Origin of the sequence: Pseudomonas sp. NBB, assembly GCF_032701105.1 — a bacterium.
GTDB classification, from domain to species: Bacteria; Pseudomonadota; Gammaproteobacteria; order Pseudomonadales; family Pseudomonadaceae; genus Aquipseudomonas; species Aquipseudomonas asiatica.
Genome location: NZ_CP103994.1, coordinates 149,726 through 166,518 on the forward strand (window position 1 = coordinate 149,726; position 16,793 = coordinate 166,518).

Consider the following 16,793-nt stretch of genomic DNA (forward strand, 5'->3'; position numbering starts at 1 on the left):
CAATAGTTTGGCAGTTAAGTAGTTCCAATTAGCTGTAGACGGAATATTGACGTCAAAAGGCGTCAAGAGATCATCGACATAGTTCCGCCTGAAGTGGCCTACAAGTGCCGCTCTGGCAGGGAAGTACCCCATCGGGTCGCACGGAGAGTCCAATGAGCAGCGTTGTAGCCATCGTCAAAAGTATTGTCGGCCAGGTTATCGCGGTATCCCCAGAGGGCATCCGGCGTGTACTCATCGAAGGGGACCGTCTATTGACCGGTGAGGAAGTGCTCACTGGCCCGGGCGGTGCGGTTACTTTGGAACTGGCCGACGGCCGTCTGCTCGACCTGGGTCGTGACAGCCAGTGGAGCGCCGATGCACCTGACAGCAGCACCGACCTGAGCCAGGCGACCGCCCAGGCCGCACCGTCGGTGGAAGAGCTGCAACAGGCGATCGCTGCAGGTGTCGACCCGACCACCGAACTGGAAGCTACCGCGGCCGGCCCGTCGGCAGCAGGCGGTGGTGCGCTGGGCGGTGGGCACAGTTTCGTGATGCTCGAAGAAACTGCAGGCAGGGTCGATCCTACCGTCGGCTTCCCGACTGACGGGCTGGGCTTTGCTGCAGTACTCGGTAGCGAAGAGGTTGGTGTGCTGGACACCACCAGTAACAGCCTGGTGACTACGCCGACGACGGACGCCGACGCCGCTACCGACCTGATTCTTGGCGCCACTCCTTCCATCAGCGAAGCGGGTGGCGTGATCGTTTATACCGCCACGGTGGGCCAGGCGCCGACTACCAATCTGGTCGTCACCCTGTCCAACGGTGCTGTAATCATCATTCCTGCCGGGCAGACCAGCGGTAGCGTCAACGTCGTTATCCCTGCGAACGACACGCCGTATATCGATGGCGGTCAGATCTCGGCGACCGTAACGGGTACCACCGGTGGCAACGGGCTGACGGTGACATTGCCGCAAACACCAGCGGTTACCCAGGTCATTGATACCATCGACACCACCACCGCTACGCTGACTGCTTCGCCAAGCGTGACCGAAGGCGGCGTGATCACCTACACCGTGACCCTGAGCAACCCGGCCCAGACGCCGGTGACCGTGACCCTGTCCAACGGCCAGACCATCACCGTTGAAGCGGGCAAGACCCAAGGCAGCGTCGACTTCCAGACCCCGGCCAACGACGTCTACAACAACGGTTCGACCGTCAGCGTTACCATCGAGAGCGCCACGGGCGGTAATTTCGAACAGCTGACCCCCAACCCGACGCCGGCTCAGACCACGATCAACGATTCGATCGACATCACCACCGCGACCCTGACGGCGAACCCGTCGGTGACCGAAGGCGGCGTGATCACCTACACCGTGACCCTGAGCAATCCAGCTCAAACCCCGGTGACCGTGACCCTGTCCAACGGCCAGACCATCACCGTTGAAGCGGGCAAGACCCAAGGCAGCGTCGACTTCCAGACCCCGGCCAACGACGTCTACAACAACGGTTCGACCGTCAGCGTCACCATCCAGAGCGCCACAGGCGGTAACTTCGAACAGCTGACCCCCAACCCGACGCCGGCTGCGACTGTCATCAACGACAGCATCGATACCGTTACCGTAAGCATCGTCAGCAATGGCAATGTGACCGAAGACCAGCAGCCTTCCTTTACTGTGAAGGTAAGCCAGGCGCTGGACCGTCCGTTGACCGTAACGCTGTCGAACGGCGACACCGTGACCATCCAGGCTGGCAAAACTGAAGTCGAATACAAGACCCCCGCCCAAGGCGATGACGTCATCAAGGATGCCGGCTCCGTCACCTTGAGCATTACCGACGCCACCGTTTCGGGTGCCACCTTCGAGAAGCTGACCTTCGGCGGCCCGGCTACCGTTCAAATATCGGACACCATAAGCGAAGTCGTCGCTACCTTGACCGTCGACAAGGCTAGTGTGGCTGAAGGTGGTCAGGTGACCTACACCGTCACATTGACCAATGCACAGGGCTTGTCCGTCACCCAGCACGGCGCGCTGACCTTCACCCTCACCGATGGTACGAAAGTCACCATCCCGGCCAACAGCGCTTCGGGCAGCGCGACCATCACGGTCAACGATGATGTTTATGTCGGTGGTCAGGCTGCCATTGCCAACAAACTCGAGTCGGTATCGGGCGCAGACAGCTTCGAGAAGTTGACGCTCAGCGGCGATACCGTCACCACCTCGGTAACTGATGAGCCAGGCTCGGGCACTCCGGGCACCGGTAACCAGGGTGATCTGGTACAGGTCACCATCACGGCAGATCAGGCCTCGGTGGCCGAGAACGTCAAGCCGAGCTTCACCGTGCACATCAACGCCGCACTGGATCATGACCTGGTCGTGACCTTGAGCAACGATGCCCAGGTCACCATCAAGGCTGGTGAAACCAGCGTGCCGTACACCCATGACGCACAGGGCGACGACGTTTATCAGGATGCTGGCGAGATCAGCCTGGGTATCAAATCTGCAGTGGATATCGACGGTCGAGCCTTCGAAAACCTGCAACTGGGTGGTGATGCGTCGGTGAAAGTCACCGACACCATCGACGAAGTCGTGGCCAAGCTGACGGCGACTGCCTCGGTCACCGAAGGCGGCGAGATCACCTACACGGTGACGCTGACCAACAAAGATGGTCTGCCGATCAATAACCACTCGGACCTATATTTCACACTGAGTGACGGCAAGACCGTGGTCTTGGTGCCAGCGAACAGCACTACCGGCTCGGAAACTGTAACTGCGCCAGACAACGTCTATGTGGGCACCAACGACCCGGTGGTCAATGCCATCGATGCAGTCAGCGGTGCGGATGCCTGGAAGTTCGAGCAACTGACCCTGGACAAGACCCCGGTCAGCACCACCGTCACTGACGAGCCAGGTACTCCGGGCAACGAAGGCGACATCGTCAAGGTCACCATCACCGCTGACCAGGATTCGGTTGCCGAGAACGTCAAACCGACCTTTACCGTGCACATCAACACGGTGCTGGCGCATGACCTGACCGTGACCCTGAGCAACAACGCGGTCGTGGTCATCAAGGCGGGTCAGACTTCGAGCGAACCGTACACCCACGAGGCTCAAGGCGACGACGTTTACCAGGATGCTGGCCAAATCGTCCTGGGTATTCAATCGGCCGTTGATGCCACTGGCGCGACCTTCGAGAACCTGCAGCTGGGTCACCCGGCCTCGGTGAAAGTCACCGATACCATCAACGAAGTGGTAGCCAAGCTGACCGCCACTGAGTCGGTGACCGAAGGCGGCGAGATCACCTACACCGTGACGCTGACCAGCAAAGACGGACTGCCGATCGACAATCACTCGACGCTGTACTTCACGTTGAGCGACGGCAAGACCGTGGTTACCGTGCCGGCCAACAGCACGACCGGTTCGGTCACTGTGACCGCGCCGGACAACGTCTACACGGGCCCCAACGCAGCGGTCGAGCAGAGCCTGAAATACGTCAGTGGCGCCGATGCCTGGAAGTTCGAGCAGCTGACGCTGGATGACACCAAGGTCAGCACAGAAGTCACCGATGAACCACGCACTCCGTGTAACGAAGGCGACATCGTCAAGGTCACCATCACCGCTGACCAGGACTCGGTGGCCGAGAACGTCAAACCGACCTTCACCGTGCACATCAACACGGTACTGGCGCATGACCTGACCGTGACCCTGAGCAACAACGCGGTCGTGACCATCAAGGCAGGTCAGACTTCGAGCGAACCGTACACCCATGACGCTCAAGGCGACGACGTTTACCTGGATGCTGGCCAAATCGTTCTGGGCATCCAGTCGGCGGTTGACGCTACTGGCGCGACCTTCGAAAACCTGCAACTGGGCGACCCGGCTTCGGTGAAAGTCACCGATACCATTAACGAAGTGGTGGCCAAACTGACCGCCACCGAGTCGGTCACCGAAGGCGGCGAGATCACCTACACCGTGACGCTGACCAGCAAAGACGGACTGCCGATCGACAATCACTCGACGCTGTACTTCACGTTGAGCGACGGCAAGACCGTGGTCACCGTGCCGGCCAACAGCACCACCGGTTCGGTCACCGTGACCGCGCCGGACAACGTCTACACGGGCCCCAACGCAGCGGTCGAGCAGAGCCTGAAATACGTCAGTGGCGCCGATGCCTGGAAGTTCGAGCAGCTGACGCTGGATGACACCAAGGTCAGCACAGAAGTCACCGATGAACCACGCACTCCGTGTAACGAAGGCGACATCGTCAAGGTCACCATCACCGCTGACCAGGACTCGGTGGCCGAGAACGTCAAACCGACCTTCACCGTGCACATCAACACGGTGCTGGCGCATGACCTGACCGTGACCCTGAGCAACAACGCAGTCGTGACCATCAAGGCAGGTCAGACTTCGAGCGAGCCGTACACCCATGACGCTCAAGGCGACGACGTTTACCTGGATGCTGGTCAAATCGTCCTGGGTATCCAATCGGCCGTTGACGTCACTGGCGCGACCTTCGAGAACCTGCAGTTTGGTGGCGCCGCTTCGGTCAAGGTAACTGACACGATCGATACCACCAGCGTGGCGGTGACGGCCGACCCAGCGAAAGAAGGCGATACCAACATCACCTTCCACTTCCAGCTGAGCAATCCGCCGCAGGCTGGCAGCACTACGACGCTGACCGTCGATGTGGATGGCGTGACGCGTACTGTCGCTATCGATGCTACCGGCAAAGGCACCCTCAACGTCGCGAATACCAACGGTGAAGATGTCTACACCGACGGCAGCACCGTGACTGTCGAAGTGACCGCTGTTAACGGTGGCAACTTCGAAGCGGTAGACCTGAGCAACGCCAGCGTCACCGCTGAAATCAAGGACACCGTCGACACTACGACGGTGACCGTGACGGCCGATCCGGCAAAAGAGGGTGATGCCAACATCACCTTCCACTTCCAGCTGAGCAACCCGCCGCAGGCTGGCAGCACCACGACGCTGACCGTCGATGTGGATGGCGTGACGCGTACTGTCGCTATCGATGCTACCGGCAAAGGCACCCTCAACGTCGCGAATACCAACGGTGAAGATGTCTACACCGACGGCAGCACCGTGACTGTCGAAGTGACCGCTGTTAACGGTGGCAACTTCGAAGCGGTAGACCTGAGCAACGCCAGCGTCACCGCTGAAGTCAAGGACACCGTCGACACTACGACGGTGACCGTGACGGCCGATCCGGCAAAAGAGGGTGATGCCAACATCACCTTCCACTTCCAGCTGAGCAATCCGCCGCAGGCTGGCAGCACCACGACGCTGACCGTCGATGTGGATGGCGTGACGCGTACTGTCGCTATCGATGCTACCGGCAAAGGCACCCTCAACGTCGCGAATACCAACGGTGAAGATGTCTACACCGACGGCAGCACCGTGACTGTCGAAGTGACCGCTGTTAACGGTGGCAACTTCGAAGCGGTAGACCTGAGCAACGCCAGCGTCACCGCTGAAGTCAAGGACACCGTCGACACTACGACGGTGACCGTGACGGCCGATCCGGCAAAAGAGGGTGATGCCAACATCACCTTCCACTTCCAGCTGAGCAATCCGCCGCAGGCTGGCAGCACCACGACGCTGACCGTCGATGTGGATGGCGTGACGCGTACTGTCGCTATCGATGCTACCGGCAAAGGCACCCTCAACGTCGCGAATACCAACGGTGAAGATGTCTACACCGACGGCAGCACCGTGACTGTCGAAGTGACCGCTGTTAACGGTGGCAACTTCGAAGCGGTAGACCTGAGCAACGCCAGCGTCACCGCTGAAGTCAAGGACACCGTCGACACTACGACGGTGACCGTGACGGCCGATCCGGCAAAAGAGGGTGATGCCAACATCACCTTCCACTTCCAGCTGAGCAATCCGCCGCAGGCTGGCAGCACCACGACGCTGACCGTCGATGTGGATGGCGTGACGCGTACTGTCGCTATCGATGCCACCGGCAAAGGTGAGCTGGTGGTGACCAACACCAATGGCGAAGACGCGTACCTGGATGCCAGCGCGGTCACCGCCAAGGTCACAGGGGTCACCGGTGGCAACTTCGAAGCGGTAGACCTGAGCAACGCCAGCGTCACCGCTGAAGTCAAGGACACCGTCGACACTACGACGGTGACCGTGACGGCCGATCCGGCAAAAGAGGGTGATGCCAACATCACCTTCCACTTCCAGCTGAGCAATCCGCCGCAGGCTGGCAGCACCACGACGCTGACCGTCGATGTGGATGGCGTGACGCGTACTGTCGCTATCGATGCTACCGGCAAAGGCACCCTCAACGTCGCGAATACCAACGGTGAAGATGTCTACACCGACGGCAGCACCGTGACTGTCGAAGTGACCGCTGTTAACGGTGGCAACTTCGAAGCGGTAGACCTGAGCAACGCCAGCGTCACCGCTGAAGTCAAGGACACCGTCGACACTACGACGGTGACCGTGACGGCCGATCCGGCAAAAGAGGGTGATGCCAACATCACCTTCCACTTCCAGCTGAGCAATCCGCCGCAGGCTGGCAGCACCACGACGCTGACCGTCGATGTGGATGGCGTGACGCGTACTGTCGCTATCGATGCTACCGGCAAAGGCACCCTCAACGTCGCGAATACCAACGGTGAAGATGTCTACACCGACGGCAGCACCGTGACTGTCGAAGTGACCGCTGTTAACGGTGGCAACTTCGAAGCGGTAGACCTGAGCAACGCCAGCGTCACCGCTGAAGTCAAGGACACCGTCGACACTACGACGGTGACCGTGACGGCCGATCCGGCAAAAGAGGGTGATGCCAACATCACCTTCCACTTCCAGCTGAGCAATCCGCCGCAGGCTGGCAGCACCACGACGCTGACCGTCGATGTGGATGGCGTGACGCGTACTGTCGCTATCGATGCTACCGGCAAAGGCACCCTCAACGTCGCGAATACCAACGGTGAAGATGTCTACACCGACGGCAGCACCGTGACTGTCGAAGTGACCGCTGTTAACGGTGGCAACTTCGAAGCGGTAGACCTGAGCAACGCCAGCGTCACCGCTGAAGTCAAGGACACCGTCGACACTACGACGGTGACCGTGACGGCCGATCCGGCAAAAGAGGGTGATGCCAACATCACCTTCCACTTCCAGCTGAGCAATCCGCCGCAGGCTGGCAGCACCACGACGCTGACCGTCGATGTGGATGGCGTGACGCGTACTGTCGCTATCGATGCTACCGGCAAAGGCACCCTCAACGTCGCGAATACCAACGGTGAAGATGTCTACACCGACGGCAGCACCGTGACTGTCGAAGTGACCGCTGTTAACGGTGGCAACTTCGAAGCGGTAGACCTGAGCAACGCCAGCGTCACCGCCGAAGTCAAGGACACCGTCGACACTACGACGGTGACCGTGACGGCCGATCCGGCAAAAGAGGGTGATGCCAACATCACCTTCCACTTCCAGCTGAGCAACCCGCCGCAGGCTGGCAGCACCACGACACTGACCGTCGATGTGGGTGGCGTGACGCGTACTGTCGCTATCGATGCCACCGGCAAAGGTGAGCTGGTGGTGACCAACACCAATGGCGAAGACGCGTACCTGGATGCCAGCGCGGTCACCGCCAAGGTCACAGGGGTCACCGGTGGCAACTTCGAAGCGGTAGACCTGAGCAACGCCAGCGTTACGGCTGAAATCAAGGACACCGTCGACACTACGACGGTGACCGTGACGGCCGATCCGGCAAAAGAGGGCGATACCAACATCACCTTCCACTTCCAGCTGAGCAACCCGCCGCAGGCTGGCAGCACTACGACGCTGACCGTCGATGTGGATGGCGTGACGCGTACTGTCGCTATCGATGCTACCGGCAAAGGCACCCTCAACGTCGCGAATACCAACGGTGAAGATGTCTACACCGACGGCAGCACCGTGACTGTCGAAGTGACCGCTGTTAACGGTGGCAACTTCGAAGCGGTAGACCTGAGCAACGCCAGCGTTACGGCTGAAATCAAGGACACCGTCGACACTACGACGGTGACCGTGACGGCCGATCCGGCAAAAGAGGGTGATGCCAACATCACCTTCCACTTCCAGCTGAGCAACCCGCCGCAGGCTGGCAGCACCACGACGCTGACCGTCGATGTGGATGGCGTGACGCGTACTGTCGCTATCGATGCTACCGGCAAAGGCACCCTCAACGTCGCGAATACCAACGGTGAAGATGTCTACACCGACGGCAGCACCGTGACTGTCGAAGTGACCGCTGTTAACGGTGGCAACTTCGAAGCGGTAGACCTGAGCAACGCCAGCGTCACCGCTGAAGTCAAGGACACCGTCGACACTACGACGGTGACCGTGACGGCCGATCCGGCAAAAGAGGGTGATGCCAACATCACCTTCCACTTCCAGCTGAGCAATCCGCCGCAGGCTGGCAGCACCACGACGCTGACCGTCGATGTGGATGGCGTGACGCGTACTGTCGCTATCGATGCTACCGGCAAAGGCACCCTCAACGTCGCGAATACCAACGGTGAAGATGTCTACACCGACGGCAGCACCGTGACTGTCGAAGTGACCGCTGTTAACGGTGGCAACTTCGAAGCGGTAGACCTGAGCAACGCCAGCGTCACCGCTGAAGTCAAGGACACCGTCGACACTACGACGGTGACCGTGACGGCCGATCCGGCAAAAGAGGGTGATGCCAACATCACCTTCCACTTCCAGCTGAGCAATCCGCCGCAGGCTGGCAGCACCACGACGCTGACCGTCGATGTGGATGGCGTGACGCGTACTGTCGCTATCGATGCTACCGGCAAAGGCACCCTCAACGTCGCGAATACCAACGGTGAAGATGTCTACACCGACGGCAGCACCGTGACTGTCGAAGTGACCGCTGTTAACGGTGGCAACTTCGAAGCGGTAGACCTGAGCAACGCCAGCGTCACCGCTGAAGTCAAGGACACCGTCGACACTACGACGGTGACCGTGACGGCCGATCCGGCAAAAGAGGGTGATGCCAACATCACCTTCCACTTCCAGCTGAGCAATCCGCCGCAGGCTGGCAGCACCACGACGCTGACCGTCGATGTGGATGGCGTGACGCGTACTGTCGCTATCGATGCTACCGGCAAAGGCACCCTCAACGTCGCGAATACCAACGGTGAAGATGTCTACACCGACGGCAGCACCGTGACTGTCGAAGTGACCGCTGTTAACGGTGGCAACTTCGAAGCGGTAGACCTGAGCAACGCCAGCGTCACCGCTGAAGTCAAGGACACCGTCGACACTACGACGGTGACCGTGACGGCCGATCCGGCAAAAGAGGGTGATGCCAACATCACCTTCCACTTCCAGCTGAGCAATCCGCCGCAGGCTGGCAGCACCACGACGCTGACCGTCGATGTGGATGGCGTGACGCGTACTGTCGCTATCGATGCTACCGGCAAAGGCACCCTCAACGTCGCGAATACCAACGGTGAAGATGTCTACACCGACGGCAGCACCGTGACTGTCGAAGTGACCGCTGTTAACGGTGGCAACTTCGAAGCGGTAGACCTGAGCAACGCCAGCGTCACCGCCGAAGTCAAGGACACCGTCGACACTACGACGGTGACCGTGACGGCCGATCCGGCAAAAGAGGGTGATGCCAACATCACCTTCCACTTCCAGCTGAGCAATCCGCCGCAGGCTGGCAGCACCACGACGCTGACCGTCGATGTGGATGGCGTGACGCGTACTGTCGCTATCGATGCTACCGGCAAAGGCACCCTCAACGTCGCGAATACCAACGGTGAAGATGTCTACACCGACGGCAGCACCGTGACTGTCGAAGTGACCGCTGTTAACGGTGGCAACTTCGAAGCGGTAGACCTGAGCAACGCCAGCGTCACCGCTGAAGTCAAGGACACCGTCGACACTACGACGGTGACCGTGACGGCCGATCCGGCAAAAGAGGGTGATGCCAACATCACCTTCCACTTCCAGCTGAGCAATCCGCCGCAGGCTGGCAGCACCACGACGCTGACCGTCGATGTGGATGGCGTGACGCGTACTGTCGCTATCGATGCTACCGGCAAAGGCACCCTCAACGTCGCGAATACCAACGGTGAAGATGTCTACACCGACGGCAGCACCGTGACTGTCGAAGTGACCGCTGTTAACGGTGGCAACTTCGAAGCGGTAGACCTGAGCAACGCCAGCGTCACCGCTGAAGTCAAGGACACCGTCGACACTACGACGGTGACCGTGACGGCCGATCCGGCAAAAGAGGGTGATGCCAACATCACCTTCCACTTCCAGCTGAGCAATCCGCCGCAGGCTGGCAGCACCACGACGCTGACCGTCGATGTGGATGGCGTGACGCGTACTGTCGCTATCGATGCTACCGGCAAAGGCACCCTCAACGTCGCGAATACCAACGGTGAAGATGTCTACACCGACGGCAGCACCGTGACTGTCGAAGTGACCGCTGTTAACGGTGGCAACTTCGAAGCGGTAGACCTGAGCAACGCCAGCGTCACCGCCGAAGTCAAGGACACCGTCGACACTACGACGGTGACCGTGACGGCCGATCCGGCAAAAGAGGGTGATGCCAACATCACCTTCCACTTCCAGCTGAGCAACCCGCCGCAGGCTGGCAGCACCACGACACTGACCGTCGATGTGGGTGGCGTGACGCGTACTGTCGCTATCGATGCCACCGGCAAAGGTGAGCTGGTGGTGACCAACACCAATGGCGAAGACGCGTACCTGGATGCCAGCGCGGTCACCGCCAAGGTCACAGGGGTCACCGGTGGCAACTTCGAAGCGGTAGACCTGAGCAACGCCAGCGTTACGGCTGAAATCAAGGACACCGTCGACACTACGACGGTGACCGTGACGGCCGATCCGGCAAAAGAGGGTGATGCCAACATCACCTTCCACTTCCAGCTGAGCAATCCGCCGCAGGCTGGCAGCACCACGACACTGACCGTCGATGTGGATGGCGTGACGCGTACTGTCGCTATCGATGCCACCGGCAAAGGTGAGCTGGTGGTGACCAACACCAATGGCGAAGACGCGTACCTGGATGCCAGCGCGGTCACCGCCAAGGTCACAGGGGTCACCGGTGGCAACTTCGAAGCGGTAGACCTGAGCAACGCCAGCGTTACGGCTGAAATCAAGGACACCGTCGACACTACGACGGTGACCGTGACGGCCGATCCGGCAAAAGAGGGTGATGCCAACATCACCTTCCACTTCCAGCTGAGCAATCCGCCGCAGGCTGGCAGCACCACGACACTGACCGTCGATGTGGATGGCGTGACGCGTACTGTCGCTATCGATGCTACCGGCAAAGGCACCCTCAACGTCGCGAATACCAACGGTGAAGATGTCTACACCGACGGCAGCACCGTGACTGTCGAAGTGACCGCTGTTAACGGTGGCAACTTCGAAGCGGTAGACCTGAGCAACGCCAGCGTCACCGCCGAAGTCAAGGACACCGTCGACACTACGACGGTGACCGTGACGGCCGATCCGGCAAAAGAGGGTGATGCCAACATCACCTTCCACTTCCAGCTGAGCAACCCGCCGCAGGCTGGCAGCACCACGACGCTGACCGTCGATGTGGATGGCGTGACGCGTACTGTCGCTATCGATGCTACCGGCAAAGGCACCCTCAACGTCGCGAATACCAACGGTGAAGATGTCTACACCGACGGCAGCACCGTGACTGTCGAAGTGACCGCTGTTAACGGTGGCAACTTCGAAGCGGTAGACCTGAGCAACGCCAGCGTCACCGCTGAAGTCAAGGACACCGTCGACACTACGACGGTGACCGTGACGGCCGATCCGGCAAAAGAGGGTGATGCCAACATCACCTTCCACTTCCAGCTGAGCAATCCGCCGCAGGCTGGCAGCACCACGACGCTGACCGTCGATGTGGATGGCGTGACGCGTACTGTCGCTATCGATGCTACCGGCAAAGGTGAGCTGGTGGTGACCAACACCAATGGCGAAGACGCGTACCTGGATGCCAGCGCGGTCACCGCCAAGGTCACAGGGGTCACCGGTGGCAACTTCGAAGCGGTAGACCTGAGCAACGCCAGCGTTACGGCTGAAATCAAGGACACCGTCGACACTACGACGGTGACCGTGACGGCCGATCCGGCAAAAGAGGGTGATGCCAACATCACCTTCCACTTCCAGCTGAGCAACCCGCCGCAGGCTGGCAGCACTACGACGCTGACCGTCGATGTGGATGGCGTGACGCGTACTGTCGCTATCGATGCTACCGGCAAAGGTGAGCTGGTGGTGACCAACACCAATGGCGAAGACGCGTACCTGGATGCCAGCGCGGTCACCGCCAAGGTCACTGTGATCAACGGCGGTAACTTCGAAGCCACCAGCGTGACCGGCGCCACCGCTACGGCCATCATCGCTGACACCGTCGACACCACCACTCTGTCGATCAGCGGCACCACGGCGGTAGCCGAGGGTAACAATGCGACCTACACGCTGAGCCTGACCAATCCAGCGAAGACCGATGTCACGGTCAAGCTGGTCTACTCGGGCAATGCCGCCGACGGCTCGGACTATACCGGTGTGGCCACTGTGGTGATCAAGGCCAATAGCTCGACCGCTGTCTTCACCATCCCGACCATCAAGGACACCAACACTGAAGGTACTGAGCACTTCACTGTCAAGATTGATTCGGCCACTGGCGGCAACTTCGAGAAGCTCGATATCAGCACCACTGCCGGTAGCGTGACTACCCAGATCTTCGAGCCGGCTCCGGTTCTGGACCTGGATGGCAACGACTCCAGCGGCAAGACCGGTGCCGATTACCAGACCACCTTCACCGAGAACCAGCCGGGCAGCGGTGTGTCGATCGGCGATGTGGACGTCACCATTACCGACTTCGACAGCTCGCAGCTCACTGGGGCAACGGTCATTCTGACCAACCGCCAGCCAGGCGACGCGCTGAACCTGGACAATAGTGTCAACGGCATCTCAATCAACACCAACAGCACTGAAGGCAAGGTCGTCCTGATTCTGAGCGGCAGTGCATCGCTGGCCGACTATATCCAGGCGATCAAGAACATCACCTTCATCAACAGTAGCGAGAACCCGAGCACCACGCCGCGCATCATCACCGTGACGGTAACCGACGGTGTGAACACCTCGAACACAGCCACGACTACGGTGAATGTCATTGCCGTCAACGATGCTCCGGTTACCACCGGCGGTGCCGTCAGCGGCGTCGAAGATACGCCGTTGGTGCTGACTTGGAGCGATTTCCACGTTTCCGACGTCGACAGCGCCTTGTCGAGCCTGGGCGTGACTTTCACGCAACTGCCCACAGCGGGCTCCCTGCAATTGTTCAACGGCACCGCCTGGGTCAGCGTTGCCCAGAACCAGACCGTCAGCCAGGCAGATATCGCAGCCGGTAACCTGCGCTTCGTACCGAAACTCAACGAGTCGGGGATCGACGGCTACGGCGGAACGGGAGTTGGCAACAAACAGGCCGATTACGCCCAGATCAAGTTCAAGCCTACCGACGGTATCGCAGCAGGTAACGAGGCGACCCTAAAGGTCGACATCAGCCCGGTTGCCGACAAGCCGACCTTGAGCTTCGGCAGCACCGATATCGAGTCCAAAGGCCTGACCAAAGAAGTCTGGAGCAAACTCAAAGGGCTGGGTACTAACGGCTATGGCATCACCGGCGAGGATCTGAAAACGGTCTTTGCCAATTCCGGCGACGCCAGCTCCAGTGGAACCACCACCAATGTGCAGTCCGATGGCAGTGTCACCGAGGGCACAGGCTCGAAAACCTCGGGCCTGATCTACCTGGAAGCCGGCAAGACCTACACCTTCAGCGGCACGGCCGACGACAGCTTCGTGGTCACCATTGGTGGCAAGACCGTGGTTACCGCAACCTGGGGTGCTAACGCCCAGTTCAGCGGAACCTTCGTGCCGAAAACCAGCGGCTACTACCCAATCGAGGTCTACCACGCCAACCAGGCCGGCCCTGGCAGCTATGACCTGAACATCCAGGCAGGTTCGGGGCCTGTCACTGACCTCAGCAGTTCGAACATCAAGATGTACCAGAACGTGACCGAGATGGCCAAAGCTGGCTTGGGCGTGTCCGACCTGCACACCGTGGATGGTCAGAGCTACTACGACGGCTACAAGCTTAACGAAGGGCCAGAAGGTGGCTCGGTCAAACTGGTCAGTATTTCCACTGCCCTGACCGACACTGACGGTTCCGAAAGCCTGAACGTAACGCTCAGCGGTATTCCGAAAGGCACCGTGTTGAGTGATGGTGCTGGTCATACGGTCACGGTAGGCACAGCGCCTGTGAATGTGACGGGCTGGACGCTTAGTGGTCTGACGCTGAAGCCGCCAACCTACTTCAAGGGTTCGTTCGACATCACTGTAACCTCGACGGCCACCGAACGCCTCGGTGGCTCCGACAGTGCCATCGACAAGATTACGGTGCAGGTCTACGAAGCGAATTACCGCCCTGATGTAGGTACTAAAGGTAGCGATACAATCAATGGCAGCGAAGGCAATGACATTATCGTCGCCGACATTTCAGGGCTGAACGTCGTTCCGGGTAAAAACTACAACATTGCTTTCATGGTCGACAGTTCCGGGAGTATGACTACCCAATCGGTCGCCGCTGCGAAAAATCAGTTGGCGTCTGTATTCCAGTCGCTCAAGAATAGCCTGGGTGCCGAATCGTCTGGAAAGGTGACCATTTTCCTTGCCGACTTCGATACCAAGGTCAACATGAACGTGGCGGTCAATCTTGCTGATCCGGACGCGTTGAGCAAACTTCAGAAGGTGCTTGACTCGATGGTGGGCGGTGAGCTCAACGGTGGCGGCACCAACTATGAAGATGTGTTCAAGGCAACTGCCAACTTCTTCAATAGCACCATTGCAACCAGCAATACCAAGGCCGAAAACCTGACGTACTTCATCACCGACGGCAAACCTACCTATTATCAGTCGGGAGAAAGAATCAACCCATGGCTGACCGGCGACAAGAATCTGGATGACCAGATTAACGTCAATAGCTATAAATTGGGTGATACCTATCACGAGATGATAGACCGCACGCATAGCCTTTATATCGACGGCGCGACCGGGCAGGCGTACGTATATACGTGGTCAGGCGACAAAGTCGTGGACTGGCGGAACCTTGGCACCCTCCATGCGCAGGGCGACGGGACTTATGAAACGTCTTCCCTTTCAGGGAACGGTACCGATGACAAACAGAACATGAAGGCCGCGGATGCAGGCTCCACCACAAGTTTCGACTACTTGGCTGAACTGTCAAAAGTCAAAGCCATCGGTATCAACAGTGGTGTTAGCCTGAACGACTTGAAAGCGTACGACAGTGAAGGCTCGCCGCAATCGGGCATCAAACCAGAGGAGCTGGCCAAGGCGATTCTCGGTCATACCGAGGCTACGTTACCAGGTGGCGACACTGTCAACGGAGGTAATGGTAACGACATTATCTTCGGTGACCTGATCACCCTCAACGGTGTCGTTACCGAGGGCTATCAAGCACTCAAGGACTACGTCGCTCAGAAGAGTGGTGTTGATGCAAGTGCGCTCGAGACGCGAAATGTTCACCAATACATCACCGAGCACTACACCGAGTTCGATATCTCCGGTGCCAACGATGGCAAGGACTTCCTGAATGGCGGCAATGGCAACGATATCCTCTTCGGCCAAGGTGGTATCGACCAGCTGGACGGTGGAAAAGGTAACGACATCCTGTTGGGCGGCAGTGGTGACGACGTCCTCATCGGTGGTCAGGGCGACGATATTCTGATCGGCGGGAGCGGTAAGGACACCTTCGTATGGAAGGCCGGTGATTATGGTAATGATGTAATCAAGGACTTCAAGTCTGCAGAGGGTGACCGAATCGACCTTAAGGACCTGCTTGGCCACGAGAGCGGTAAAACCATCGATAACTTCCTGAAGATGAGCTTCGCAGACGGCTCGACCACGCTGCAGATCAGCAGTGAGGGCAAGCTCAACACTACGGGCGGCCTCGCCAACGCCGATGTCACGATCAAACTGGAGGGAGTCAACTGGTCGAACGACACGATCAAGTCCTTGATCACTGGTAGCGACCCGCTGATCCGCATCGACAATAAGGACAGCTGACAAGGCCCATGCCTGCCGGGCGCGGTCTCTGTAGGAGGGGCCGCGTTAACCGGATATGGGCAGCGCTGGCCTTTCCCGCAACTCTGCGACAGCGCATACTCAGGCGCCGGGCCTGTATGCCTGGCGATCTTTACCTATGCTGCTGTCTACCAGCAAAGAACCAACGTGACGAGGGACACCGCCATGTTCTACGTGCAACGCGACGCCGCCGGCCAGTTGCTGCGGGTAGAAGCAGCCGCTTTTGACGAATTCACCGAAATACTCCCTGCCGACCACGCCGATATCCAGGAATGGTTTGCCGATGACCTCGTGGAAAACAGCCTCAACCAGCTCAAGCAAAGCGACCTGGACATGATCCGCGTGCTCGAGGACCTGATCGACGTGCTGACTGCCAAGGGTGTGTTCAAGATCACCGACCTGCCCGCCGGGGCGCAGGCCAAGCTGCTTAACCGGTCCACGGCGCGCAAGGCGCTGAGCAGCCTGAACAACCTCATCGATGAAGAAGAGCAGGGCGGCCTGATCTGATCGCGCAGCGCCCCAGCACCAGTGATATGGTTATTCTTTAACGGTATTTAAATTATTGCTCTTATGACTTTATAGTCATTTCCACTGCGTACCCGTCGACCAATCGATGCGCCGCAC

General features: G+C 59.2%; 2 protein-coding genes. Both read left to right on the forward strand.

The genetic code is table 11. The features are described from left to right. Positions 1–152: 152 nt before the first annotated feature. Positions 153–16,151 carry an immunoglobulin-like domain-containing protein gene (locus tag NY023_RS00700; RefSeq protein ID WP_316927877.1) on the forward strand — a complete coding sequence of 5,333 codons (15,999 nt, stop codon included), beginning with the start codon at positions 153–155 and terminating at the stop codon, positions 16,149–16,151. 183 nt (positions 16,152–16,334) lie between these two features. Continuing rightward, entirely contained in the window at positions 16,335–16,676 is a 342-nt protein-coding gene (locus NY023_RS00705; protein ID WP_013970364.1) for a hypothetical protein, read from the forward strand. Positions 16,677–16,793 lie beyond the last annotated feature (117 nt).